Annotated in this window: 17 protein-coding genes and 1 pseudogene; 7 read left to right on the forward strand and 11 right to left on the reverse strand. The window is 72.1% G+C overall.

What is annotated here, in order from left to right:
* Positions 1-3: 3 nt before the first annotated feature.
* Entirely contained in the window at positions 4-3,804 is a 3,801-nt protein-coding gene (locus tag ACZ3OF_RS22630) for a multifunctional oxoglutarate decarboxylase/oxoglutarate dehydrogenase thiamine pyrophosphate-binding subunit/dihydrolipoyllysine-residue succinyltransferase subunit (protein ID WP_361672661.1), read from the forward strand.
* A 78-nt stretch (positions 3,805-3,882) separates the two neighbouring features.
* Here the strand turns inward: ACZ3OF_RS22630 and fxsT are convergent, their stop codons facing one another.
* The 7 genes from fxsT to ACZ3OF_RS22665 form a co-directional block, all read right to left on the reverse strand.
* Entirely contained in the window at positions 3,883-6,909 is a 3,027-nt protein-coding gene (gene fxsT, locus ACZ3OF_RS22635) for an FxSxx-COOH system tetratricopeptide repeat protein (RefSeq protein ID WP_361672663.1), read from the reverse strand.
* A 59-nt stretch (positions 6,910-6,968) separates the two neighbouring features.
* Entirely contained in the window at positions 6,969-8,246 is a 1,278-nt protein-coding gene (locus ACZ3OF_RS22640) for an aKG-HExxH-type peptide beta-hydroxylase (protein WP_361672665.1), read from the reverse strand.
* A 72-nt stretch (positions 8,247-8,318) separates the two neighbouring features.
* Entirely contained in the window at positions 8,319-8,522 is a 204-nt protein-coding gene (locus tag ACZ3OF_RS22645) for a hypothetical protein (RefSeq protein ID WP_361672668.1), read from the reverse strand.
* A gap of 153 nt (positions 8,523-8,675) precedes the next feature.
* Positions 8,676-11,879, reverse strand: a complete 3,204-nt coding sequence (locus ACZ3OF_RS22650) for an SAV_2336 N-terminal domain-related protein (RefSeq protein ID WP_361672670.1) — start codon at positions 11,877-11,879, stop codon at positions 8,676-8,678.
* 7 nt (positions 11,880-11,886) lie between these two features.
* Positions 11,887-12,894 carry an AAA family ATPase gene (locus ACZ3OF_RS22655; RefSeq protein WP_361672672.1) on the reverse strand — a complete coding sequence of 336 codons (1,008 nt, stop codon included), beginning with the start codon at positions 12,892-12,894 and terminating at the stop codon, positions 11,887-11,889.
* Positions 12,895-13,015: 121 nt separating this feature from the next.
* The gene (locus ACZ3OF_RS22660; RefSeq protein WP_467306439.1) at positions 13,016-15,256 is read right to left on the reverse strand and encodes a VMAP-C domain-containing protein; all 2,241 of its coding nucleotides are present in this window, start codon (positions 15,254-15,256) and stop codon (positions 13,016-13,018) included.
* The gene (locus tag ACZ3OF_RS22665; protein WP_361672676.1) at positions 15,253-15,738 is read right to left on the reverse strand and encodes a CU044_2847 family protein; all 486 of its coding nucleotides are present in this window, start codon (positions 15,736-15,738) and stop codon (positions 15,253-15,255) included. The genes ACZ3OF_RS22660 and ACZ3OF_RS22665 overlap by 4 nt, the downstream gene beginning before the upstream one ends.
* Before the next feature lie 96 nt (positions 15,739-15,834).
* On the opposite strand from ACZ3OF_RS22665, the gene ACZ3OF_RS22670 reads away from it, so the two are divergent.
* The gene (locus tag ACZ3OF_RS22670) at positions 15,835-16,017 is read left to right on the forward strand and encodes a DUF6104 family protein (RefSeq protein WP_037695221.1); all 183 of its coding nucleotides are present in this window, start codon (positions 15,835-15,837) and stop codon (positions 16,015-16,017) included.
* 25 nt (positions 16,018-16,042) lie between these two features.
* On the opposite strand, the gene ACZ3OF_RS22675 is transcribed toward ACZ3OF_RS22670, so the two are convergent.
* Positions 16,043-16,909: a hypothetical protein gene (locus tag ACZ3OF_RS22675; protein WP_361672679.1), complete on the reverse strand. Its 867-nt coding sequence runs from the start codon at positions 16,907-16,909 to the stop codon at positions 16,043-16,045.
* A 148-nt stretch (positions 16,910-17,057) separates the two neighbouring features.
* On the opposite strand from ACZ3OF_RS22675, the gene ACZ3OF_RS22680 reads away from it, so the two are divergent.
* Positions 17,058-17,918 carry a DUF4097 family beta strand repeat-containing protein gene (locus ACZ3OF_RS22680; protein WP_361672681.1) on the forward strand — a complete coding sequence of 287 codons (861 nt, stop codon included), beginning with the start codon at positions 17,058-17,060 and terminating at the stop codon, positions 17,916-17,918.
* A gap of 1 nt (position 17,919) precedes the next feature.
* Positions 17,920-18,807 carry a PadR family transcriptional regulator gene (locus tag ACZ3OF_RS22685; protein WP_361672683.1) on the forward strand — a complete coding sequence of 296 codons (888 nt, stop codon included), beginning with the start codon at positions 17,920-17,922 and terminating at the stop codon, positions 18,805-18,807.
* On the opposite strand, the gene ACZ3OF_RS22690 is transcribed toward ACZ3OF_RS22685, so the two are convergent.
* The 3 genes from ACZ3OF_RS22690 to ACZ3OF_RS22700 all read right to left on the reverse strand — a co-directional run bounded on the left by ACZ3OF_RS22690 (position 18,804) and on the right by ACZ3OF_RS22700 (position 22,697).
* Positions 18,804-20,252, reverse strand: coding sequence for a cellulase family glycosylhydrolase (locus ACZ3OF_RS22690; protein WP_361672685.1), 1,449 nt, complete (start codon positions 20,250-20,252; stop codon positions 18,804-18,806). The two genes, ACZ3OF_RS22685 and ACZ3OF_RS22690, sit on opposite strands and share 4 nt — an antisense overlap.
* Before the next feature lie 71 nt (positions 20,253-20,323).
* Positions 20,324-21,289: a zinc-binding dehydrogenase gene (locus ACZ3OF_RS22695; protein ID WP_361672688.1), complete on the reverse strand. Its 966-nt coding sequence runs from the start codon at positions 21,287-21,289 to the stop codon at positions 20,324-20,326.
* Between the two features lie 199 nt (positions 21,290-21,488).
* The gene (locus ACZ3OF_RS22700; RefSeq protein WP_361672690.1) at positions 21,489-22,697 is read right to left on the reverse strand and encodes an NAD(P)-dependent malic enzyme; all 1,209 of its coding nucleotides are present in this window, start codon (positions 22,695-22,697) and stop codon (positions 21,489-21,491) included.
* Between the two features lie 534 nt (positions 22,698-23,231).
* Here ACZ3OF_RS22700 and ACZ3OF_RS22705 point away from each other — a divergent pair.
* From ACZ3OF_RS22705 to ACZ3OF_RS22715, 3 genes and pseudogenes are all read left to right on the forward strand, one after another.
* Positions 23,232-24,197: an ABC transporter substrate-binding protein gene (locus ACZ3OF_RS22705; RefSeq protein WP_361672693.1), complete on the forward strand. Its 966-nt coding sequence runs from the start codon at positions 23,232-23,234 to the stop codon at positions 24,195-24,197.
* A 29-nt stretch (positions 24,198-24,226) separates the two neighbouring features.
* Positions 24,227-25,177, forward strand: a complete 951-nt coding sequence (locus ACZ3OF_RS22710; protein ID WP_361672696.1) for an amino acid ABC transporter permease — start codon at positions 24,227-24,229, stop codon at positions 25,175-25,177.
* Positions 25,178-25,182: 5 nt separating this feature from the next.
* Positions 25,183-25,277 (forward strand): annotated as a pseudogene (locus ACZ3OF_RS22715) (ectoine/hydroxyectoine ABC transporter ATP-binding protein EhuA); the annotation flags it as partial.

Below are 25,277 nucleotides of genomic sequence, written 5' to 3' on the forward strand. Positions count from 1 at the left end.
GCCGTGTCGTCTCAGTCCCCCAGTAACTCGAGCATCTCCACCGGCCAAGACGGGCAGGGTCAGAACCCTGCGACCGCCTTCGGCGCCAATGAGTGGCTCGTCGACGAGATCTACCAGCAGTACCTCCAGGACCCGAATTCGGTCGATCGTGCCTGGTGGGACTTCTTCGCCGACTACAAGCCCGGCACGACGGAGGCTCCCGCCGCCGCGCCGCAGGTGAGCCCCGCACAGGCCGCACCTGCCGCGCCCGCCGCTCCGGTGCCCGCTCCGGCTCCCGCCAAGGCCGCTCCGGCCGCCCAGGCCCCGGCCCCGGCCGCCGCCCCGGCCGCTCAGGCTCCGGCCGCCCCTGCTCCGGCGAAGCCCGCCGCCGCTCCGGCGCCGGCCAAGGCCGCACCCGCCGCCAAGGCCCCCGCCGCCCCGGCCCCCGAGGCGCCCGCCGGTCCCGAGCTGATCACGCTGCGCGGCCCCGCCGCCGCCGTCGCGAAGAACATGAACGCCTCGCTGGAGGTGCCGACGGCCACGTCCGTCCGCGCCGTCCCGGTGAAGCTGCTCTTCGACAACCGGATCGTGATCAACAACCACCTGAAGCGCGCCCGGGGCGGGAAGATCTCCTTCACGCACCTGATCGGCTACGCGATGGTGCAGGCGATCAAGGCCATGCCGTCGATGAACTACTCCTTCGCGGAGAAGGACGGCAAGCCGACCCTGGTCAAGCCGGACCACGTGAACTTCGGTCTCGCGATCGACCTGGTGAAGCCGAACGGCGACCGCCAGCTCGTCGTCGCGGGCATCAAGAAGGCCGAGACCCTGAACTTCTTCGAGTTCTGGCAGGCCTACGAGGACATCGTCAAGCGCGCCCGCGTCGGCAAGCTGACGATGGAGGACTTCTCCGGCGTCACCGTCTCGCTGACCAACCCCGGCGGCCTCGGCACCGTCCACTCCGTGCCGCGTCTGATGCCCGGACAGTCCGTGATCATGGGCGTCGGCTCGATGGACTACCCGGCCGAGTTCCAGGGCACGTCCCAGGACACCCTGAACAAGCTGGGCATCTCCAAGGTCATGACCCTGACCTCGACGTACGACCACCGGGTCATCCAGGGTGCCGCCTCCGGCGAGTTCCTGCGGGTCGTCGCCAACTACCTCCTCGGCGAGGAGGGCTTCTACGACGACATCTTCAAGGCCCTGCGGATCCCCTACGAGCCGGTCCGCTGGCTCAAGGACATCGACGCCTCGCACGACGACGACGTCACCAAGGCCGCCCGCGTCTTCGAGCTGATCCACTCCTACCGGGTCCGCGGCCACGTCATGGCCGACACCGACCCGCTGGAGTACCGCCAGCGCAAGCACCCCGACCTGGACATCACCGAGCACGGCCTCACCCTGTGGGACCTGGAGCGCGAGTTCGCGGTCGGCGGCTTCGCCGGCAAGTCGATGATGAAGCTCCGGGACATCCTCGGCGTGCTGCGCGACTCGTACTGCCGCACCACGGGCGTCGAGTTCATGCACATCCAGGACCCGAAGCAGCGCAAGTGGATCCAGGACCGCGTCGAGCGCTCGCACTCCAAGCCGGAGCGCGAGGAGCAGCTGCGGATCCTGCGCCGGCTGAACGCGGCCGAGGCGTTCGAGACCTTCCTGCAGACCAAGTACGTCGGTCAGAAGCGGTTCTCCCTGGAGGGCGGCGAGTCCGTCATCCCGCTGCTCGACGCGGTCATCGACTCCGCCGCCGAGTCCCGTCTGGACGAGGTCGTCATCGGCATGGCCCACCGCGGCCGGCTGAACGTCCTCGCGAACATCGTGGGCAAGTCGTACGCGCAGATCTTCCGCGAGTTCGAGGGCAACCTCGACCCGAAGTCGATGCACGGCTCCGGCGACGTGAAGTACCACCTGGGCGCCGAGGGCACCTTCACCGGCCTGGACGGCGAGCAGATCAAGGTCTCGCTCACCGCCAACCCCTCGCACCTGGAGGCGGTCGACCCGGTCCTGGAGGGTGTCGTCCGCGCCAAGCAGGACGTCATCAACAAGGGCGGCACGGACTTCACCGTCCTCCCGGTCGCCCTGCACGGTGACGCGGCCTTCGCCGGCCAGGGTGTCGTCGCCGAGACGCTGAACATGTCGCAGCTGCGCGGCTACCGCACCGGCGGCACGGTCCACATCGTCATCAACAACCAGGTCGGCTTCACCGCCGCCCCGGAGTCGTCGCGTTCCTCGATGTACGCGACCGACGTGGCCCGCATGATCGAGGCGCCGATCTTCCACGTGAACGGCGACGACCCGGAGGCCGTGGTCCGCGTCGCGCGGCTCGCCTTCGAGTTCCGCCAGACGTTCAACAAGGACGTCGTGATCGACCTCATCTGCTACCGCCGGCGCGGTCACAACGAGGGCGACAACCCGCAGTTCACCAACCCGCAGATGTACAACCTGATCGACAAGAAGCGTTCGGTGCGCAAGCTGTACACCGAGTCGCTGATCGGTCGCGGTGACATCACGCTGGAAGAGGCCGAGCAGGCGCTCCAGGACTTCCAGGGCCAGCTGGAGAAGGTCTTCGCGGAGGTCCGCGAGGCCACCTCGGCGCCGGCCCCGGCGCACGTCCCGGACCCGCAGCCGGAGTTCCCGGTCACCGTCACCACCGCGGTCTCCCAGGAGGTCGTGAAGCGGATCGCCGAGTCGCAGGTCAACATCCCCGACAGGATCACGGTCCACCCGCGTCTTATGCCGCAGATGCAGCGTCGCGCGGCCTCCATCGACGACGGCACCATCGACTGGGGCTTCGGCGAGACCCTCGCCATCGGCTCGCTGCTGATGGAGGGCACCCCGGTCCGGCTCTCCGGCCAGGACTCCCGCCGCGGCACCTTCGGTCAGCGGCACGCGGTCCTGGTGGACCAGGAGACCGGCGAGGACTACACCCCGCTGCTCTACCTGGCCGAGGACCAGGCCCACTACAACGTCTACGACTCGCTGCTCAGCGAGTACGCGGCGATGGGCTTCGAGTACGGCTACTCGCTGGCCCGTCCGGACTCCCTGGTCGTCTGGGAGGCCCAGTTCGGTGACTTCGTCAACGGCGCGCAGACCGTCGTCGACGAGTTCATCTCCTCGGCCGAGCAGAAGTGGGGCCAGACCTCCGGCGTCACGCTGCTCCTGCCGCACGGCTACGAGGGCCAGGGCCCGGACCACTCGTCCGCTCGCCCGGAGCGCTTCCTCCAGATGTGCGCCCAGGACAACATGACGGTCGCGATGCCGACCCTGCCGTCGAACTACTTCCACCTGCTGCGCTGGCAGGTCCACAACCCGCACCACAAGCCGCTGATCGTCTTCACCCCGAAGTCGATGCTGCGTCTGAAGGCCGCGGCGTCGAAGGTGGAGGAGTTCACCACCGGCGGCTTCCGTCCGGTGATCGGCGACGACTCGGTGAACGCTGCCGACGTCCGCAAGGTCGTCTTCTGCTCCGGCAAGGTCTACTACGACCTGGAGGCCGAGCGGCAGAAGCGCGGTGTCACGGACACGGCGATCATCCGTCTGGAGCGCCTGTACCCGCTGCCGGGTGCCGAGCTCCAGGCCGAGATCGCCAAGTACCCGAACGCCGAGAAGTACCTGTGGGCGCAGGAGGAGCCGGCGAACCAGGGTGCGTGGCCGTTCATCGCGCTCAACCTGATCGACCACCTGGACCTGGCGGTCGGCGCCGACATCCCGCACGGCGAGCGCCTGCGCCGGATCTCGCGTCCGCACTCCTCGTCCCCGGCGGTCGGTTCGGCAAAGCGTCACCAGGCCGAGCAGCAGCAGCTGGTCAACGAGGTCTTCGACGCCTGATCCGCTGTTCCGGTACGCGTACGACGAGAGGCCCGGCACCCCGCGAGGGGTGCCGGGCCTCCGGCGTGTGCGGGGTTCTCAGCCGAGGTTGGCCTCGAAGTCCCAGTAGGGGCGGTTGCGGTGGCGGGCGGAGACGGTGTGCGGGTGCTGGGCGCCCAGCGTGCGGGTGAGGGAGAGCAGGGCGGCCTCCTCCAGCTTTCCGGCCTCCTCGACCTCGCGCAGTCCGCGCAGGTCGGTGGCGAGGGCGATCTGGCCGGACAGGGTGAGCGGGTGCTCGTGGCCCAGGGTGTGGCGGGCCCTGCGCAGGGTCTCCCTGCTGAGTTCGGCGGCGTCGGCGACCCGCCCGTTGAAGTTGCGGGCGGCGGTGGTGTTGAGCGCGCAGCCGAGGACCCAGGGGTGGTCGGCTCCGAGGGAGGCGGTGAGACCGGCGAGGGCGCCCTCCAGGATGGACAGGGCGTCGGCCCGTTCGCCGGCGGCCTGCATGACGAGCGCGGTGTTGGCGAGGACGCCGGTGGCGACGGGGTGGGCGGGCCCGAGGAGGGAGCGGTAGCCGGCCTCGGCCTCCGTGACGAGCTCCCTCGCGTGGTCGAGGTCGCCGTGCTCACGCAGGTAGTTGGCGTAGTTGTTGATGGCGGCGAGCGTGATGTAGTGCCCGCGTCCGTGCACCTGCTCCAGCTGTTCGAGCAGGCTGGCCATGGTGGCTCCGAGGTCCTGCTGGAAGCCGCCTTCGCGACGCCGGCACAGGGCCAGCTGGGTGCGTGCGTACAGGGTCTGCAGATGCTGCGGTCCGAGGACCTGCACATGCACCCGGACGTTGGCCTCCTGGCGGGCGAGTGCCTCGCGGTACTGGCCGAGCAGCCTGAGGTCGTGGGCGAGGGCGTTGCCTGCGCCCAGGGTGTGGGCGTGGCGGGTGCGCAGCACGGTCTCGCAGCGGACGAGGGACTCCGCGTCGAGGTCGTACGCCTCCTGGTAGCGGCCGAGCATCCGCAGGACGACGCCGAGGTTGTGGCGGGCGACGAAGGTGGAGAACTCGGTGTCGCCGAGGAGGCGTTCCGCCTCGGCGAGCACCTGGCGCTGGAGCTTCTCGGACTCCTGGTACTGGCCGAGGAAGCGGAGGTCGCTGGCGATGGCGCTGCCGGACAGGAGGGAGCCGAGCTCGTTGGGGGGTGTGGCGGCGCTGAGCCGCTCGCGCTGGGCGAGGTCGAGTTCGTAGGCCTCGCGGAAGCGTCCGAAGGAGCGCAGGACGTTGCCCTGCTGGGTGGTCAGGTCGAGCATGGGCTGGTCCAGCGGGTCCATGAAGGTGGACCAGGCGTCCCGGATCCGCTCGGCGAGCTGGGCGCCCGCTCGGAACTCGCCGCTGCGGTAGCAGTAGCGCAGGCTGTTGAGGACGGCGGTCTGCACGCGGGCGTTACGGCTGGTGAGGGCGCCGGACGGGCCGATGTGCGGAAGGAGTTCGGCGTACCGGGGCCAGTTCCGGCTGTCCATCGGGTTGCCGGGGTCGGCCTCGGCGAGCAGGGAGCGGACGGCCTTGCGGTGTGCCTCCCGGTTCTCGCCGTCGGTGAGGCGGGCGACGATGTCGTGGACGAGCCGGTGCATGTGCACGGACTCCTGGTGCGGTCCCACCTCGACGTTGGTGGCGGGCCCCCGGGTCTCGCGGGTGAGCACCGAGTAGTTGACGAGGGTGTCCAGGGCGCGGGTCCAGGCGGGCAGGTCGGTGGCCATCCAGCGCAGATCCTCGGGCAGTTCGGCCTGCGGGTAGGCGCGGACGAGTCCGAGGGGGATGCGGCCCGGGGCGAAGGAGGCGCACAGGCTGAGGACGTCGATGGCCTGCGGCTGGGAGCGTCGGAGTCGGTTGATCAGTATCGACCAGGAGGTGAGGGAGGCGTTGGGGTAGCCGTCGACGGCCGAGGGCTCCTCGACGGTGGAGAGACGTCCGTCGCGGACCATGCGCAGGTACTCGGGGACCTCCATGCCGGACTCGCCGAGCCAGGCGGCGGCCTGGACGAGCGGCAGGGGTACGTCCCCGAACTCGGCGGCGACCTCGTCGGCCTGGGGCGCGGTGATGTGGGAGGCGCGGCGCATCAGGTAGGCGGTGGACTCGGCGCGGTCGAAGCTGGGGACGTCGAGGACGTCGGTGTAGTCGCCCCAGCCGCGGTTGCGTGAGGTGATCAGTACGTGTCCGGGTCCGTGGGGCAGCAGGACCTGGGCGCCGTCGGTGTCGTCCCACCCGTCGAAGATGACGAGCCAGCGGGAGTGCGGGTCGCCGCGGCGCAGCGCCTCCCGTACGGCGCGGATGCGTTCGCCGGGTTCGTTGCCGCTGGGCAGGCGGAGTTCGGCGGCGAGTTCGCCGAAGCGGTCGCGCTGGACGTTGCGGTCGTCGGAGTTGACCCACCAGACGACGTCGTAGTCGGGGCTGAAGCGGTGGGCGTACTCGGCGGCGATCTGGGTCTTGCCGATGCCGGACATGCCCAGCAGGGTGCAGGCCGCGTTGCCGCGGTCGGCGTCCATGAGCCGTTCCTGGAGCTCGGTGAGGAGGTCGTCCCGGCCGGTGAACCGCGGGTTCCGGCGCGGGATCTCGCCCCAGATCTCGGGTGGGGTGTCGGGGTAGCGGACGGGTGTCCCGGGCAGGGCGCGGCGTCCGGAGGAGCGGCGGGGTTCGATGCCGAGCCGGCTCAGCAGCCGTGCTTCGGCCTCGTCCTCGCCGACGCCCCAGAGGCTGACGGGTTCGAGTACGGCGGTGGCGGGGAGCAGCGGCCGGTTGGTGAGGTTGACTGCGGCGAACCGGTCGGCCCGGGAGGCGACGAAGCCGCGCAGGACGTCGTTCCACTCTCCGGCCGGCCGGGGGCCGAGCTGGAAGAACCAGTCGTTGAGCACGAGCAGCACCTGCCCGCTGGCGAGCAGCAGGTCGCTGAGGGAGTCCTCCAGGGGTACCTCACGCGGCGGGTCCCAGCGCTGCAGGGTCGCGCGCACTCCGTGGGCTTCGAGGCGCTGGTTGATCCAGGCCGCCCACGGCCGGTGGTAGCCGGGGAAGACCACAAGGACGTGCTCGGGGGCGCCCCTGCCCCCGTCGTCCGCCGCGCCGCCACCCGACCGCTGTTCCGCCATCTGATACGTCTCCCGTCCCGCTCACGCGCAACGCAGTGTCATGTGCCCTGGGCACAGTGTTACCCAGCTGCCCGGGGGGCCGCGCCGAGGCTCGCGTGATGCCGCCTCATTTGCTGGGCGAACTCCCGTCCCTCATTGGTCAGTTCATCGGATTCAAGCAGGATCGTCAGCGCCTCGCCCACCTGATCGTGCATATGGTCGAACTGTTGCCCGGCGCTCGACCGCCAGGGCCGGGGCGCCGCGTGGGCGGTCGCGGCGCGCCGCCAGAGATCGGTCAGGGCGAGGTGCGCGTACGCGCCCTGGAGCACTCCGCCGATGGGCCGGGCGTCGGAGCGCCAGCCCACCCGGTGCACGGCAGCCCTGCCCTGCCGGTACAGCGGTACGAGTTCGTGCAGGGTGGCGAGCTTGCTGTGGTGGAGCTCGTGGACGAGCGTCTCGGCCATGTCCTGCGCCCCGGCGGGCAGGGAGGTCAGGACGGCGCCCGGTGCCGAGCGCAGGGTGGCTCCGAGGGAGCGGGGGCCGTGCGGCAGCAGCGGGACGACGGCGCGCAGGGCGCGCCGGATCTCGGCGGCGCGTCCCGGGTCGGTGTCGGCGAGCAGCGCCTGCGCCCCGCGCCAGCGCGCCGACCAGAGGGCGGGGTCGGTGTCGGTGGGGTCGGCCGCGGTACGGGGCGGGGTGCCGATCCCGCCGGGCGGCACCCGGTACGGGTCGAGGTCGTCGAGGCGCGCGGTGGAGCCGGGCAGGGTGTGCAGCCCGTCCCAGCCCGGGCCCCGGCCGACGAGGGTGCCGGTGCGCCGGTCGGTGAGCAGCAGGACGGTGGGGGCCGAGGGTGTCGGGCCTTCGGGGTGGATGCGCGCGACACGGGATCCGGCCCTGATCCGCAGGCGCCGGCCGTCCGTGGTCTGCCGGCCCACTCCGGGCAGCGACAGCAGACCGTCGGGGGGCTCCAGGGTGAGGTCGAGGGAGCAGTCGGCGCGGAGGGCGGCGGTGACCGCGACGCTTTCCAGCCGGGCGAGGTGGCGGTCGAGGGCCGGGCCCACCGGCTCGGCGAGCGCGGCGGCCAGCCAGGCACCCGTCATGGGGTAGTCGAGCACGTCCCGTACCACGTCGGGGTTGCGGCTCTCGGCCCGTTCGAGCAGGTGCCAGGAGTCCTCGAAGCGGCGGAACACGGCGGCGTCGACCGCCTCACGGTGCCGGTGGACGCGGACCAGGAGGGCCTTGAGCAGCAGCAGGCGCCGCGCGTGGAGCGCGGAGCGCAGCAGGGCGACGTCGGCGGGGGCCGGGCGGGTGCGGGCCAGCTCGGTGAAGACCCCCGCGGGCAGGGGCGCGAAGTTCATTCCCGCCTCCTTCGGCAGACCCTCGGCCATCGTGAGGATCCGGCCGGAAACAGACGGTCGACGCGGCGTTCGTCAGGCGGCTCGGTCCCCCGCGCCCTCGCACCACGCGTCGACCAGCTCGGGTGAGCGCAGCAGCACCAGCTCGACCGCGGCCGCGAGTTCGGGATCGTCCAGGCCACGCAGGGTCCGCAGGTCCACAGCGGCGAGATCGGGCAGGTGCGCGGACCGGCCGTTGTCACGGTCGACACCGGTCGCCCACTCGTTGTGCTCCGACACCCTCGGCTCCTCCCCACCGACGCATGTCCCCCACGGTCGTAGCGGCGGAGCGGTTCTTCCCGACGCCAGGAAGTCAGAAACCCGTTCGACTCAACTGCGCCCATTCGCGCCCCCGTTATCCAGCCGTTCTCCGTGTCGGCTCTCCGGCCTCGCCTACCCGCCCGAATCGCTCCACGCCCACCACGGCGGCGCGGTCCGGCGTCGGTCCTCACCGGACGGCGGTGCATGGGGCAGGTCCTGGTCCGCGCTCACCTCCGCCAGGAGCCTCCTGGTCCGTTCGACGTCGCTCCAGTCCACCTCCACCAGCGCGGCGGTCAGCCGCTGCCACTGCTCGGCCGCGGCACGCAGCACCTCGCGCGCCCTGCCCGTACGGCCCATGAGCCGGAGCACCGCTCCCTGCGCGTGCAGCGCGCGGGCACCGGTGATCGTGCCCGGCGTGTCGCCGTGCGCCGACCGGGCGTCCTCCCAGGACCGTTCGTACGCCGTGAGCGCGTCACCGAGGACACCGTCCCGGGCGGACTCACTCAACTCCAGTCTCACCCGTCCCAGTTGCAGCCACACCTCCGAGCGCAGCCCGATGTCCTGGGTGGTGCGGGCGGCCTGCTCCAGAAGGTGGCGGCCCTCGAAGAGGTCGGGCAGGAACCCGGCGCGGTGGAAGCGCAGGGCGAGGACGCTGCCGATCAGGATCCTGGCCCGGGCGCGCTCCGGCGCGTCGGCCGGGAGGCGGGTGAGTGCCTCGCGCAGGACCCCCTCGGCCCGGTCGACCGGGGCCTGGCCCGGGGTGACCGCCGCGCGGCGCATCAGGGACTCCCCCCAGGACATCAGGATCCGGCCGCGCTGTCCGCTGTCGGCGGGGGCGAGCAGGGTGGCCTCCTCGTAGGCGGTGTCCGCGGCAGGTCCGTCGCCGGCCGTGTCGTACAGCCGGGCGCGCGCCGTCGTCCAGCGCAGCCGCAGGGCGACGTTGTCGCCGAGGTGCTCCTCGGCCCGGTCGAGTACGGGGGTGATCTCGGCCGGGCCGGATCCGGCGAGGTGCAGGGCGTCGGCCAGGTCGAGGAGTGCGGCGCCGCTCTCCCGGAGGGAGAGCGCGGTGGTGAGTTCGGTCGCCGCGGCGGCCCCGTCGCCGCGCGCCAGCAGCAGGCGCCCGCGGCGCAGGTGGAGGGTGTGGTGGTGGTCCTCGGGCCAGTCCGGTACGTCTCCGAGGAGCGCGGCGAGGGCGTGGTCGAGGTGCACGGGGTCGGTGGTGTGGCGCCACAGCCCGTGGTGCGCGACGGCCTGTTCGAGCCGGGCCTCGGCCCACTCCGCGCTGCCCGGCGCGGCGCGGCCTCCCGCACGCTCCAGCTCGGACAGTGCGCGGGTCAGCAGCTCCCGGCGCCGTTCGCTGCCCCGGGCGGCGGCGGTGCCGGACTCCGCGTACAGCACGCGCCCGAGCAGGATCCCGGCCTCGACGGGGTGCTCCGGCAGCGCGGCCTCGGCCTGTTGGCGGGCCCGGACGAGGAGCGAGGGGTCGGACTGGCCCAGCCACTGGTCGAAGAGCCGTCGTGCGGCGGCCAGCGGATCGGGGGTGATCAGGTCGGGGTGGTAGAAGCGGAGCACGCGCGCGGGGATACGGGCGAAGAGTTCGGGTTCCGTGCCGACCGGTCCGGTCGGTTCGTCGGTCCCCTCGATCGTGCCGGCCGCCGCCGCCCGGCCGTCGTCCGTGGAGTGGCCGGCCAGCTGGGCGGCCGCGAGCGCCGGGAAGTTGCGCATGCCCTGGCCGAAATTGCGTTCCACGTACTCGGAGCAGTGCTTGAGGACCAGCGCGGCGGCGCTTCGGTCCAGGGAGCCGAGCAGATGCTGCTGGACTCCGGGCGAGTAGCTGAAGCAGGGGTACGGGGAAGGGCCGGGCAGCTGGCGCAGCAGTCCGCTGAGCAGGACCTCGGCGAGCTCCATGGGGCCGGTGTCGGGCAGCATGGCGCGCTGCACGAGCTGCATCACGGGAAGGGCGAGCGGGGCGGCGGCGAGATGGACGGCGAGCCGCAGCGCGCCGGGTGAGGCGCCGGCGGTGAAGGCGCGCAGCAGCTCCTCGTCGCTGCGCGGGACGCGGGCCCGGCCGGGAGGCGTGGTCCGCGCGGTGCCCGTCGACGGCGCGGACGGTCGCGGTGGTTCGGGGGCGATCATGGCGGCCCAGCCGCGCACCGCGCCCGAGCCGTGGCCGGCGTGCAGCCGCGCCCAGGAGGCGAACGCCTCGGGCGTGGGCGTGAGCACGGGCACCGCGCGGATGTCCGGGGCGGCGGGCTCCCAGGGCTCCTCGTCGGCCTGGAACCCGGTGTGTCCGCCGGGGGACGCGGGGCGGAGCAGCAGGCCCGCTTCGACGGACAGCGCGGTCCGGGGCCAGAGCCTCGGAGGCAACGGCTGGACGAGGGCGAGCGGGGACTGCCGGGGCCACTGGTGGATGAGCCGCTGGGCCGCGCCGCGCTGCCAGAGGGGGCCGACGCAGTCGCTGACGATCAGGGTGAGGCGGCGGCCGGTGGGGTCGTGGAGCTGGTCGCCGGGGCGCAGCCGGGGCCTGCCGTCGGCCCCCGAGGTGGTGGTGACCAGCGGGGCGCCCTCGCCTGTGTCGTACAGCCGGTGGACCTGGACGTCGCGGAAGGCGCCGGACTGCTGGCAGGCCTGGCGCAGCTCCTCGACCATGCGGGTCCAGACGACCATGGCGGGGCCGGAGTCCATGAGGAGCTGGATGTCGGGGCGGCGGCCCGCGGCGGGGCGCAGGACGGGGGTGAGGATGCCCGCGGCGGCGCTGCGTTCGGCGGTCGCCTCCTCGTCGAGGAGGCCTTCGCCGGGCCGGGCCGGGAAGTGGGCGTAGTGGCGCAGCGGGCGGAGCGCCTTCTGGAGGCCGAGGAGGCCGGGCAGGGCGTTGGCCCCGGGTGCGCGGACGGGGAGGGTCCTGCTGCGCTCCGTACGGGCGCCGCCGTGGCCACCGGGTCCGACGAGCAGCGCGATGTCGACGTCGTCGGAGGGGCGCGTGGGCCGGGCTCCGTCACCGGGAGTCGCGGCGGCGCCCGTGCCCTGGCCCGGTCCCGTACCGGTGTTGTGCCCCGGAACGTCCTCGCCGTCCGCGGCCGTACCCGTCAGGGGATCCCCGGGGTCGCCGCCGCCCTGTCCCGTGGCCGGATCTCGCCCCTCCTCGGGCCCCCGGGTGTGGTCCGAATCCTCAGCCCGACCGTCTTCCGCGCCGTCGACGGCTCCGTCCGACGGGTCCCGGGCAGCACGCGGCAGCCACTGGGCGAGCCAGACGGCGTCCGCGACCTCCTCGGCCGTGGGGTCCTGGCCACCGGCCCGCAGTCTGCGGGTGAGCTCTTCCAGATGCATCCGGTGCATCCGGCCATCACCTCGGCTGATCGAGCGGCTGCATGAGCATGTCCGCGATGCGTTCCCGGGTCACCCGCTCGGTGCGCGGGGCGTGCTGGGTCAGATAGATCGCGTTCAGGAGCTGGTCGGTGGCGATGACCTCGCCGGGCTCCCGGTTCAGGAAGCGGCTTACCAGGCCCTCTTCGCCGGCCGCCGCGTCGGGCCCGAGGTGCGCCTCGATCATGGCGCCGAGCTGCTCCTCACCCGGCGGTTCCAGTTCCAGGCGGATGCAGCGGCGCAACAGGGCGGCGGGGAAGTCCCGTTCGCCGTTGGACGTGAGCACGATGAACGGGAACGTCGAGCAGCGGATCCGTCCGCCCTGGACGGGCACCTTGCGGCCGTCGTCCGTCAGCACCTGGACCACCGGCTCGCGGTCGGCCAGCCGCTCCAGCTCCGGAATGGCGAACTCGCCCTCCTCCAGGGCATTCAGCAGGTCGTTCGGCAGGTCGAGGTCGCTCTTGTCGAGCTCGTCGATCAACAGGACGCGGGGCTGCTCGGAGGGGAGCAGCGCCGTGCCGAGCGGTCCGAGCCGGATGTACGAGCCGATGCCGGCGGGCGTCGCGGCGGGCACCGTCGACCCGGCCTGGGCGCGCTCCAGCTGGACGTCCTGGAGCCGACCGATGGCGTCGTAGCGGTAGAGCCCGTCCTGGAGGGTGGAGCGGCTCACGATCGGCCAGCGCAGCACGCGGCCCAGGCCCAGTTCATGGGCGACGGCGTGGGCGAGCGTGGACTTCCCGGTGCCGGGGTTGCCGGTGACCAGGAGCGGCCGGCGCAGATAGAGCGCCGCGTTGACGGCGTCGGTCTCGGCGGGGCGGGGGTGGTGGTTCTGGACCAGGCGGCGGCGCACCCCGAGCCGCCGGTCGGACCCGGCGAGGGTGTCGTCGGCCCCGCCGGTCGAGAAGTCCCGCCACGGCGGCGGTGCGGGCAACCGCTGTATCTCGTCGTGCGGGTGGCCGGCACCACGGTAGATCCGCCAATCGTTCACGATGAACTCCTCCTGGCTGTGGTGTCATGGCCCGGCCCGTCGAAAATACCGCCCGGCCCCCGGCGCTGCCGACGCTCAAACCGGACCAATTGTCCGGGTGTTCGCGGAGTCGCTCGCACGGTCACCACTCCTCCTCGCCGAGCATCGGCGGGCCCTGGAGTGGATCTTCGTGCGGGGGCCGGTCCGGCGGGTCGAACAACACGGCGAGATGCTCCGCCCAGGCATGCGCGGAACGGACGGGCGGCGGAACGGCCTCCACGGTCCCGGTCCCGCTCCCGGCCCCGGCCCCGGCCCCGGCCCCGGCTCCGGCCCCGGCTCCGGCTCCGTTCGCTGCCTCCGCCCCGGTTCCGGCTGCGGTCCCGGGCGCCTGGCTCCCGTCCGCGCCGGCGTCCAGGTCCGCGTCCCACAGCGTGTCCAGACCCATGAGGTCCGCGTCCGCGGCCACCCGTTTACGCAGCGAGATGACCGGCCCGTGCAGCGCGTCGGCCCGTCCCGCCTCCGCGAGCAGCCCGTCCGCCCGCGCATGGAACTCGGCGCAGTCCGCGTGGTCGTGGGCGCCGCTGCGCCACAGGGCGATGGGGTGCCCGGCGGCCAGCGCGGCGGCCATGGCCTTGAGTCCGTCGCCGCTGCCCACGGGGCCGCAGTACACAGGCACCGAGCCGGCCTCGGCCTCGGAGAGCCGTACCCACGCCTGACGCGGGGACTCCCGGCGGGTCCGCGCCGCGTGGGCGGCGTCCCCTCCCGCCGTGAGCACCTCGGCGCGCAGCGGTACCGCCCGCAGCGGCCCCAGACCGGCCGTCCGCCAGCGCGTGTGCCACTCGGGCGCCGGTGGTCGCGCGTGGCGGGCCGCGTCCCGTATGACGACGATCCTGCGGTGGCCCAGGGGCAGCGAGCGCTCGTCGAAGAGCTCGTCGTCGGGTGAGAGCCGCCAGGTGTCGAGGGGTTCGTCGAAGAGCTCGCGCGGCAACAGCGCCTCGACGGCGGCCAGATGCTCCCCGCGGTCGCCCCGGGCCAGCGCGTCCGCCAGTGGCTCGCGCAGGGTGTCCCGGAGCCACTCGCGCTCGACGCCCTCGTCGTCCCCGTGCAGCGGGGTGATCGTGTGGCCGTCGAAGAGCAGCTTCACCCGCCAGGGGAACTTTCTGCCGTACCGGGGTCTGTCGATCTCGACCAGGACGTCGGCCCGGGCCCCGGACCCACGGACCGGGAGGCCGCCGGTGGGCCGGCCGGCCGCCAGCACCGCGGCGATCGCCTGCCGGGTGAGCAGCGGGGTCTCCGCGGCGGCGTCGGTGACCCAGCCGGCCAGGCTCCGGATCGCCTGGCTTTCCCCGTGCCGCTCCCTGACGTGGCGCACGACCTTCGCCGCGTAGACGAGCACGGCGTTCAGCCCGAGGCCGGACGCGGTCTCCTGCTCATGGGTCGGATCGTGGAGCTCGTGGAGCAGTCCGACGCCCTCCCGCCAGGTCCGCGGGGCGACTTCGAGCACGGGCCGTAAGTCGTGGCCGACCGTCAGCCGCCTGGCCTCGTCCACGAGGTGCAGCACGTCGCCCGGCCCGCCGGGCTGGGGCAGTTCGGCCAGCCGTCCGTACAGATGGATCCGGCGTCCGGGGTCGAGGCCGCCCTGGACGGTGGGCGGTCGGTGCCGGAGCTGCGCCCTGGTCCAGTCGGGCTCGCCGGAGAGCGAGCGGTAGCGGGCGAGGTGGTGCCGGTCGTGCTCGCGCATGACCTCGGAGAGCACTTCGCCGCCGCGCTCCCGGTAGAGCCGGCGCAGGGAGGTGATGGGGACGGCGGCGCCCTCGTCCGCGCCGCGCCCCTTGTTGAGGCCGATGACGGCCGCGCGGTCGAGGTCGACCACGGGTCCGCCGGAGAGTCCTTCCACGGGCTGGGTCCCGCGCAGCAGGAGCGCCTCGCCGTCGACACCGTGGACCTCGCCGACGGCTTCGCGGATGCCGAGCCGGCCGGTCACCCGGGACCAGCCGTGCAGCCCGACCGGGATGGGCTCGGCGATCACGGGCCGGCGCTCACTGAGCCGTACGCAGCTCGCGTCCCTGGCGTCGGGGACGCGGACCAGCGCGAGGTCGGGGAAGTCCCACCGGTGGAGCTCCTCTTCGGGCACGGCGGGGCGCGGGCTGGCCAGAACGACCTCGCCGGTCGTCACGCCGCCGTCCCAGACGATGCCGACGGCCCGCTCGCCCTTCCACACCGCGCTTCCCCCCTTTGCCACGACATGGGCGCAGGTCAGCACCCAGCCGGGGGCGATGAAGAAGCCGGTGCCCCAGTACCGGTCGCCGAGCGGGTCATACCCGTCACCGGGAGCCGCGACGCGTACCAGTGCGGGGCGCACGAGTGATTCGAAGGCGCTCATACGGCGCCATCGGCCGCCGGACGGTGGAGCGGTCCGGTGTCGGGCGCCGGCGCGGGACCGGGCACGCGCGCGGGACCGGATCCGGGCGCCGCGGCCGGGTCGGCCTCGTGGCCGGGAGCCACGGACTCCGCGTCGGGAGCCGCCGTGGGGGCAGGGCCCGGTTCGGTCCAGGTGAGGGAGACCGAGATGGAGGCCGTACCGCCGCCCTCCGCGAGGACGCTGATCACCTTGCCCGCCTGGGCGGAGAGTTCGATGCCGAAACTGACGGCCACCTCGACCGGCGACTGGGGGTCGAGCCCGCCCCGCAGCGAACCGACGACCCCGCGCACGACGTCGGTGAGCCCCCCGGCCATCGAGATCACCCGGTCGCCGATGCCGGTGTCCGTGAAGCCGCCGCCCCGGCCGATCTCCTCCGGCTCGCTGATGCGGGCCCAGACGGGTGTGCCGTCGTCCAGTCGTATCCGAGCGATCCCGTGCGTCACAGCGGCCCCCCGCTCCCCGAAACGATGATGAAGCAGGCTAGTCCCTGCCGCTGACGAGCGCGAGGGGCCGTCGGGGCCACGGCCTATCCTGATCACATGTACTTCACTGACCGTGGCATCGAGGAACTGGAGAAGCGGCGCGGCGAGGAGGAGGTCTCCTTCGAGTGGCTCGCCGAGCAGCTGCGTACGTTCGTCGACCTCAACCCCGACTTCGAGGTGCCCGTCGAGCGCCTCGCGACCTGGCTGGCCCGTCTGGACGACGAGGACGAGGACGAGTGACGACGAGCCGGGGCCCCGTCCGGGGTCACTGACCGAAGGGGCGTCCACCGCGTGATCGCGGTCGGACGACGCCCAGCCGGTCACCGCGCAGCCGGTCGTACGCGAGTCCCAGCGCGCCGTGCGCGACGAGCAGCACCCCCGCCGCCGTCCAGCCGCCGCTGCGGCGGCCGACCCCCCAGACGAGCAGCGGCAGCCCCGCCCCGAGTTGGGCCGCGCCGAGCAGCCGGGCCCTGGGGCCGCGCAGATACGGGCCGAGCGGGCCGCCCTCCACCGCGTCGAGTTCGGCGCGTACGGCGTCGCGCCAGCCGGCCCATTCGAGCTCTTCGGCCCCCTGCGCCAGGGCGACGGAGCGGAGCCGGTCGGCGCTCTCGCCGGGGGTGAGTCCGGTGGGGAGGGCCAGGCCGAGGCGGGCGAGGACGGCGGTCAGGCCGACGAGCCGGGCGTGCGCGTCGGCGTCCTTGTCGGGCCCGGTGAGCCGGTCCAGCGCCTGGACGTCCAGTACGGGGTCGAGGGCGAGCCGGGCCGCGAAGGTGCGCATGGCCTCGTCCTCGCCGACCGGTGTGCCGTCCGCGAGCCAGGTGTAGCCGACGGTGCGGCGGAATCCGGCGGCGAGGACGAATCCGGCCCGGTCCGCGTCCCACCAGAGCGCGAGGACGGGCCAGGTGGCGGCGGAGACGGCCAGCGCGGTGGCCCAGCCGCTGACGACCCGTTCGACGGGCTCGCCGCCGTGGAGCCAGGGCTTTCCCTCCGGGACGAGGACGCTCCATTCGGTTCCGGCCGGGGCGAGGAGGAGTTCTTCGCGCAGCAGTTGGGCCGGTGGGCGGACCGCCGCGGGCTCGGCGCGGCAGAGCAGCAGCGCGCCGACGGGGTTCGGTCCGGATGTCGCGTTCATGGGCCTTACGCTAGGCCAATTTGTCCGGGTACGAGGTTGATTGCTCACCCGCGTCCCCGTCGAACGGGGGTTGACTTCCCGGTACCGCGATATATCGTGTCTATCGAGGACGCGATATGTTGCGTCACCGAACCGGGAGGTCAGCACGATGACAGAGTGGTCCGTGGCCGAGCCGACGAGACTCATGCTGACCGACCCCGTGCGCCGCCTCCAGGTGCGTGTCGTCGGTGGCACGGTGAACGTGGTGGGCACCTCCGAGAGCACCGCCCGCCTGGAGGTGTCCGAGATCCAGGGCCCGCCGCTGATCGTGACCCAGGAGGGCTCCACCCTGACCGTCACGTACGAGGACCTGCACTGGCAGGGCTTCCTCAAGTGGTTCGACCGCAAGGGGCACCGCCGCAGGGCCGTCGTCTCGGTGGCCGTCCCGGCCGGTGCGGACGTCGAGGTGGGCGTGGTGAGCGCGGGCGCGGTGATCTCCGGCATCAAGGGGCGTACGGACGTCAAGGGCGTCACGGGCGACACCACGCTCGTCGGGCTCTGCGGCCCGGTCCACGCGGAGAGCGTCTCCGGCTCTCTGGAGGCCCAGTCGGTCACGGGCGCGCTGCGGGTCAACACGGTGACCGGCGATCTGACGGTCATCGACGGCTCGGGATCCTCCGTGCGCGCCGACTCGGTCAGCGGGGACATGGTGATCGATCTCGACGCCGTCGATCTGGACGGCCCGCCCGCCGACATCCGGCTCACGAGCGTCTCCGGCGAGGTCGCCATCCGGATCCCGCATCCGACGGACGCCCGGGTCGAGGCGAGCACCACGAGCGGCTCCGTCTCCAACGCGTTCGACGACCTGCGGGTCACCGGGCAGTGGGGGACCAAGACCATCACCGGCACCCTCGGCGAGGGCCGCGGCACGCTCAGGGCCACGACGGTCTCCGGCTCGATCGCCCTCCTGCGCCGCCCGGACCCGGTCCCGTCCGACGACCTCGATCACGCCTCCGGAAAGGTGCTCTGACATGCCGCCCGTCTTCGCCCACGGCCGACTGCGCCTCTACCTCCTCAAGCTCCTCGACGAGGCCCCTCGCCACGGCTACGAGGTGATCAGACTCCTGGAGGAGCGCTTCCACGGGCTGTACGCCCCCTCCGCCGGCACGGTCTACCCCCGGCTCGCCAAGCTGGAGGCCGAGGGCCTCGTCACGCACGCCACCGAGGGCGGCCGCAAGGTGTACTCGATCACCGACGCGGGCCGGGCGGAGCTCGCCGGCCGCGGCGGCGAGCTGGACGATCTGGAGCGGGAGATCCGCGAGTCGGTCTCCGAGCTCGCCGCCGAGATCCGCGACGACGTGCGCGGGGCGGCGGGCAAGCTGCGCAACGAGATGCGCGCGGCAGCTAGCGAGACCCGGCAGAAGGGTTCCTCGTTCGCCGACGCCAAGGACGAACTGCGCCGTGCCAAGCAGGAGTGGCGGGAACAGACCCGCCAGGCCCGCGAGGAGGCGCAGTCGGCGCGCAGACAGGCCAGGGAGTTCCAGCGGATCGCCCAACAGGTCCAGGAGCAGGTCCAGGACCGCTTCTCGCGCGGCGACTGGCCGTCAGGGGTCTGGGAGGGCATCTCGGACATCACCGCGCAGCTGGGCGGCCTGGTCACGGGCACGACGCACCCCAAGGCGTCGGGCCGTGCCTCCTCCCCGGAGGAGGCCGTCTCGGAGTGGGCCACGACGGTCGAGTCGACGGGCGAACCGGCCCGCGATCTCGACCGGCTCCTGGACCGCTTCCGTGACGACGTCCGCGACGCGGCCCGGGACCACGGGGTGACGGCGGCCCAGCTGACCGAGGCCCGCCGCCATCTGTCCACGGCGGCGGACCGGATCACCTCCCTGCTGCGCCCGGAGCGTAAGGACGCCTAGCGGGCCTCCCGGGTGACCGTCACCGCCACCCGGGCCCCGGGCGCCGCGAGCACCCAGGCCCTGCCGGCGACCTCGCCCTTGCCCGCGCCCTTGCCCTTGCCCGCGCTCTCGCGGAGCACCACCGCCTTCCCCCGGGCCGCCACCTGCCAGGCGCCCGGGGGGAGCGACAGTTCGGTGAGCCGGGCGCCGCGCCGGGACGACTCGTACGCGAGGCGGTAGACGCCCGCTCCGGAGTCGTACGACGAGGAGGTGACCGTGCCCGCGACCGCCTCCGCGTACGGCTCGGCGGTCAGCTCCTTGTTCGTACGGAAGACCCCGGCGCCGTCCACCGCGCAGTACCCGCCGCCGTAGCACCAGACGTAGCCGGCCCACCCACTGCCGTACCGGCCGAGGGAGGCCATCGCCTCACGGTAGAAGCGGTTCATGTTCGGCAGGGAGTTGTTGAGCGGCCCCCACTCCCCCACGACGACCGGGACCTTGTACTCCTCGGGGTATCGGGTCACTGCCTGCTCGTACGTCTCGATCCAGCCCGCCGCCGGGTCGTAGTCGGCGCCCGCCTCCATGGCGGTGTTGTAGAAGTGCGGGGCGTAGACGATCTTCCGGTCGTCGATCCTGCCGAGGCCCGTCGGCACGCCCTCGCCGACGATGGGGGTCGGCTCGACGAAGATCCAGGTGTCCCGGTCGACCGAACGGACGGCGTCCGCGAGCCGGTTGTACATCGGTGTCAGCTGCTCGCGCTCGATCCGCCGGGCGGCCGTCGGCAGGTCCTCGCCCTCGCGCAGCTCCCCCATCGGCTCGTTGATCAGGTCGTAGCCGAGGACGGCCGGGTGGTCCTCGAAGCGGTCGGCGAGCACGCGCCACATCGCCGCCTGGGCGCGGCGCAGGTCCTCGTCCTCGTAGAGATGGGTGAACGCGCGCTGCACGGCCGGCTCGAAGTACTCGGCGAACCAGTCGTCCGGGTGCGGGGTGAAGGGCAGGCCGTCCGTCCTGGTCGCCCACGCGGGCACACCCCGGTGGCCGAAGGCGGGCCCGAACACGTCCTGGTGGGCGTCGATGAGGACGTGGACGTCGTACTTCTCAGCCCAGTCCAGAACGCGCTCGATCTTGCGCAGATAGGCCTGGCTGTACTGGCCGCGCTTCGGTTCCAGGTCGTCCCAGAAGACGAGCAGCCGGGCGAAGTTGAAGCCCTGGGCGCGCATGTCCCTGAAGTGCCGCTCGGTGACGGCGGACAGGGCCTGGTCGCCGCGGTTCACCTTGTCCTCGACGTTCCAGCCGCGCAGGGTGAGTGCGCGGCCGCGGTCGTCGGTGAGGACGGGTACACCGGTCCCTCCGGCCGCTCCGGCCGTCGTCCCGGCCGCTTCGACTGTTCCGCTGTCGGCGCGGGCGGCCGCGGGGGCGAGGAGCGCGGCGACGACGGCGCCCGCGGCAAGGGTCGTTCGTAACAAGGAAACCTCCGGCACGAGGCGCTCGGCATGAGCGCGGTGCCGGAGATCCCATCAGCAGATCTGACGATCCATCAAGGGTTCGTCAGGACGATCTTCCCGAAGAGCTCGCCCGAGGCCATCTTCTCGAAGCCCTCGCGCGCCCGGTCCAGCGGCAGCACCTCGTCGATCACCGGCCGGACGCCCGTGGCGGCGCAGAACGACAGCAGGTCCTCCAGCTCGTCCTTGGTGCCCATCGTGGAGCCAACGACCTTCAGCTCCAGGAAGAAGATCCGGGTCAGCTCGGCGTGCGAGGGGCGGTCGCCGCTCGTGGCGCCCGAGATCACCACGGTGCCGCCGGGGCGCAGCGACTTGACCGAGTGGGACCAGGTGGCGGCGCCGACGGTCTCGATGACGGCGTCCACGCGCTTCGGGAGCCGTGCGCCCGGCTCGTACGCCTCGACGGCGCCGAGTTCGACGGCCCGCTTCCGCTTGGCCTCGTCCCGGCTGGTGGCGAAGACCCGCAGGCCCGCGGCCTTGCCGAGGACGATGGCGGCGGTGGCGACCCCGCCGCCCGCGCCCTGCACGAGGATCGAGTCGCCGGGGCGCACGCCCGCGTTGGTGAAGAGCATGCGGTACGCGGTGAGCCAGGCGGTCGGGAGGCAGGCGGCCTCCTCGAACGAGAGCTCCTTGGGCTTGGGGAGCACGTTCCAGGAGGGCACGGTGACACGCTCGGCGAAGGTGCCCTGGTAGCGCTCGGTCAGGATGGAGCGGGGCTCGTCGGGGCCGACCCCGTGGCCGGACTGGCCGATGACGGAGTGCAGGACGACCTCGTCGCCGTTCTCGTCGATGCCCGCGGCGTCGCAGCCGAGGATCATCGGCAGCCTCTCCTCGGGCAGTCCGACCCCGCGCAGCGACCAGAGGTCGTGGTGGTTGAGCGAGGCGGCCTTGACGGTGACGGTGGTCCACCCGGGACGCACCTCGGGCTCGGGCCGTTCCCCCAGCTCAAGGCCGTTCAGGGGCTGGTCGCGGTCGATTCGGGCGGCGTAGGCAGCGAACATGGGCCGAGCGTAGGGTCCCCCACCCGCGCGACGGAACCACACACGGATGTGACACACGCATCAGCGCGCGCCCGCCGCGACCCTGCCGGGAGCGGGCCGGGCGCCGGAATCAGAGCCTCCGCGCGCGCCCGGAGCGGCCTCCACGTGACGAAGGGCCGCCCCGGGTTCCGGGACGGCCCTTCGCTGCGTACCGGACGCGTCAGCGACGCGCCACGCCCTCGGCGCGCGCGGCGGCGGCGACCGCGGCCGCGACGGCCGGGGCGACGCGCTCGTCGAACGGCGACGGGATCACGCACGCGGCGGAGAGCTCGTCGGCGACGACGTCGGCGATCGCGTTGGCGGCGGCGATCTTCATGCCCTCGGTGATCCGGGAGGCGCGGACCTGAAGGGCGCCCGCGAAGATGCCCGGGAAGGCGAGCACGTTGTTGATCTGGTTCGGGTAGTCCGAACGGCCGGTCGCCACGACGGCCGCGTACTTGTGCGCGACGTCGGGGTGGACCTCCGGGTTCGGGTTGGCCATGGCGAACACGAACGCGTTCGGCGCCATGGACGCCACCGCGGCCTCCGGGACCGTACCGCCGGAGACGCCGATGAAGACGTCCGCGCCGGCCAGGGCGGTCTCCAGGGAGCCGGAGAGGCCCGCCTTGTTCGTGATCTCCGCGAGCTCGCGCTTGACCGGGGTCAGGTCGTCCCGGTCCAGGCTGACGATGCCCTTACGGTCCGCGACGGCCACGTCACCGAGCCCCGCCTCGAGGAGGAACTTGGCGATGGCGACACCCGCCGCACCGGCGCCGGAGATGACTCCGCGCAGGTCGCCGAGGGTGCGGCCGGTCAGCTTCGCGGCGTTACGGAGCGCTGCGAGGGTGACGACGGCGGTGCCGTGCTGGTCGTCGTGGAAGACGGGGATGTCGAGGCGCTCCTGGAGCTTGCGCTCGATCTCGAAGCACCGCGGCGCCGAGATGTCCTCCAGGTTCACTCCACCGAAGGACGGGGCGAGCCTGACGACGGTCTCCACGATCTCGTCGGTGTCGGTGGTCGCGAGCGCGATCGGCACCGCGTCCACGCCGCCGAACTGCTTGAAGAGGATCGCTTTCCCCTCCATGACCGGAAGCGAGGCCTCCGGGCCGATGTCGCCGAGTCCGAGCACTGCCGTACCGTCGGTCACCACCGCGACGACCTGAGACTTCCAGGTGTACTCGTGGACCAGTTCCGGCTGCTCGGCAATCGCGGTGCACACCTTGGCGACGCCGGGCGTGTACGCGAGGGACAGGTCGTCCTTGTCGCGCAGCGGCACCGTGGCCGAGATGGCCATCTTGCCGCCGCGGTGCAGCGCGAAGGCCGGATCGAAGGGCTCCTGAGCCCCTTCCGTACCGCTCTCGCTGCGAGGATTGACGATCTCCGCTGCCATTGGGTTGACCCCTTAAGTCTTCTTCATTTGAGGGTGGCCACTCCTGGTTGAGGGGTGGGCGGGTCCCGCGGTCGCCGTGTCTGGCAACCGCGCGGGCGCGCCGCACAACGCGCCCTGAGCCCCGGATGAGGGGTGTAAGGATCCTTCTTACCGGACGTACATCACCGTAGACGAGTCCAATACGGAGCGGTGATGTGGCTCATACAGCCGTATTGGCACCTTGCGTACATCAGGCGGGTCACCCGATGTCCGGATACGTTCGGGGGTAGACCGAATCGTGGTCTTCGTGTCGTCCGAATGGCGAGATCAACCGCAGATTTTCCGGCGGTAGGGAGATATCTCCGGAGAAGGTCCGGCCTTGATGTACCGGCCTGTCGGGATTCGGGGGTCACCCGTTATCCGATTTTGACATGCGAGGCCGTCCGATTCGGGTAGTCCGAATGGCAAGATGCGCGTAATCACACGAGGTCGCGACACCCGAAGGTGCGTGCTGCGGCCTATGGCAACTCCCTCACACGCCGGAGGAACCCGACCATGACCGCACGCTCCACGCGCTGTACGACCGCCAAGACCCGCACCTCCCGTCTTGCCGCGGTCGCCGCCATCGCGGTCGCCGGCTCCATGCTGCTGACCGCCTGCGGCGACCAGACCGAGGGCGGCTCGACCCCCGAGGGCGGCACGACCAGCGGCGCCGCCAGCAACGCCCCGCTCTTCTCGAAGCTGCCGGCCGACATCCAGAAGTCCGGTGTCGTGAAGGTCGGCACGGACGCCTCGTACGCCCCCATGGAGTACACCGAGGGCGGCAAGATCGTCGGCGTCGACCCCGACATCGCCGAGGCGCTCTCCAAGCAGCTGGGTGTGAAGTTCCAGTTCACCTCCGGCACCTTCGACGGCCTGATCACCTCGCTGGAGACCGGCCGCCAGGACCTGATCATGTCCTCGATGACGGACAACAAGAAGCGGCAGGAGGGCCTGGACGACAGCGGCAAGAAGATCGGCAAGGGCATCGACTTCGTCGACTACTTCAGCTCCGGCGTCTCGCTCCTCGTCAAGAAGGGCAACCCGCAGGGGATCAACTCCCTCGACGACCTGTGCGGCAAGACGGTCGCCGTCCAGCGCGGCACCATCTACGAGGACACCTTCAAGGCGCAGGCCGAGAAGTGCGGCGCGAACAAGCTCACCATCCAGGCCTTCGACACCGACGCCGAGGCCCAGACCCGCGTCAAGGCCGGTGGCGCCGTCGCCGACCTGAACGACTACCCGGTCGCCGCGTACATCGCGAAGACCTCGGGCGGCGGCAACGACTTCGAGGTCGTCGGCAGCCAGAGCGACGTCGGCCTCTTCGGCATCGGTGTCTCCAAGGACGACACGCAGCTGCGTGACGCCGTCAAGGAAGCTCTCGACGCGATCATCAAGGACGGCTCGTACGAGAAGGTCCTGGAGAAGTGGGAAGTCCAGGACAGCGCCGTCAAGCAGGCCACCGTCAACGCCGGTCAGTGATCGCCACGCTCCGCTGAAGGGCAGTCATCGTGACTGACAAGATCGACAAGGGTCCGGCCGACAGTCCGGTCGGGCCCGGCGCCTCGGGTTCTCCGTACGAGGCGATCAAGGCAATTCCCGTGAGGCACGTCGGCCGCTGGATCAGCGCCGTCGTCGTCGTCGCGCTGCTCGGCTGGCTCGTCTACGCCTTCTCCCAGGGCAACGTCCTCTGGGACACGGTCTGGGACAAGCTGTTCGACCCCTCGGTCCTCGAGGGCCTCGGAAACACGATCATCATCAGCGTCGCCTCCATGGCGCTCGGCCTCGTCCTCGGCGTCGTCTTCGCCGTGATGCGGCTCTCGAAGAACCCGGTGACCGGCGCGGTCGCCTGGCTCTACATCTGGTTCTTCCGCGGCACGCCGGTCTACGTCCAGCTGCTGGTCTGGTTCAACCTGTCGCTGATCTTCGAGTACATCAACCTCGGACCGATCTACAAGAACGAGACCGTCGACGTCATGACGCCGTTCATGGTCGCGCTCCTGGGCCTCGGCCTGAACGAGGGCGCGTACATGGCGGAGATCGTCCGCGCCGGCATCCAGTCGGTCGACGAGGGGCAGACCGAGGCGGCGCACGCGCTCGGCATGTCGCAGACGAAGACCATGCGCCGGATCGTTCTTCCGCAGGCGATGCGCGTGATCGTGCCGCCGACGGGCAACGAGTTCATCAACCTGCTGAAGACCTCGTCACTGGTCTCGGCGGTGCAGTACACGGAGCTCCTGAGGGCCTCCTCGAACATCGGCAGCACGGCCGGTGCCGTCATGGAGATGCTGTTCGTGGCCTCCATCTGGTACCTGGCCCTGACCAGCGTGTTCAGCGTCGGTCAGTACTACCTGGAGCGCCGCTTCGCCCGTGGTTCTCTGCGCAGCCTGCCGCCTACCCCGCTGCAGCGCATCCGGACCAACCTGACCATGTTCAAGCGTTCCCCGGAGGCGACGCGATGACCGCCATGGTGAAGGCCGAGGGCGTCCACAAGTCCTACGGCGCGGCGCACATCCTGCGTGGCATCGATCTCGAGGTCGCTCCCCGTGAGGTGTTCTGTCT

Source organism: Streptomyces sp. NPDC022552 (assembly GCF_055561875.1).

What these genes read in the sequence shown, in the direction of transcription:
- ACZ3OF_RS22660 (WP_467306439.1), bottom strand. Translation starts at nt 15,256, where the DNA reads ATGAGCGCCTTCGAATCACTCGTGCGCCCCGCACTGGTACGCGTCGCG.
- ACZ3OF_RS22640 (WP_361672665.1), bottom strand. Translation starts at nt 8,246, where the DNA reads ATGAACTTCGCGCCCCTGCCCGCGGGGGTCTTCACCGAGCTGGCCCGC.
- ACZ3OF_RS22685 (WP_361672683.1), top strand. Translation starts at nt 17,920, where the DNA reads ATGCCGCCCGTCTTCGCCCACGGCCGACTGCGCCTCTACCTCCTCAAG.
- ACZ3OF_RS22670 (WP_037695221.1), top strand. Translation starts at nt 15,835, where the DNA reads ATGTACTTCACTGACCGTGGCATCGAGGAACTGGAGAAGCGGCGCGGC.
- ACZ3OF_RS22700 (WP_361672690.1), bottom strand. Translation starts at nt 22,697, where the DNA reads ATGGCAGCGGAGATCGTCAATCCTCGCAGCGAGAGCGGTACGGAAGGG.
- ACZ3OF_RS22705 (WP_361672693.1), top strand. Translation starts at nt 23,232, where the DNA reads ATGACCGCACGCTCCACGCGCTGTACGACCGCCAAGACCCGCACCTCC.
- ACZ3OF_RS22695 (WP_361672688.1), bottom strand. Translation starts at nt 21,289, where the DNA reads ATGTTCGCTGCCTACGCCGCCCGAATCGACCGCGACCAGCCCCTGAAC.
- fxsT (WP_361672663.1), bottom strand. Translation starts at nt 6,909, where the DNA reads ATGGCGGAACAGCGGTCGGGTGGCGGCGCGGCGGACGACGGGGGCAGG.
- ACZ3OF_RS22675 (WP_361672679.1), bottom strand. Translation starts at nt 16,909, where the DNA reads ATGAACGCGACATCCGGACCGAACCCCGTCGGCGCGCTGCTGCTCTGC.
- ACZ3OF_RS22650 (WP_361672670.1), bottom strand. Translation starts at nt 11,879, where the DNA reads ATGCACCGGATGCATCTGGAAGAGCTCACCCGCAGACTGCGGGCCGGT.
- ACZ3OF_RS22680 (WP_361672681.1), top strand. Translation starts at nt 17,058, where the DNA reads ATGACAGAGTGGTCCGTGGCCGAGCCGACGAGACTCATGCTGACCGAC.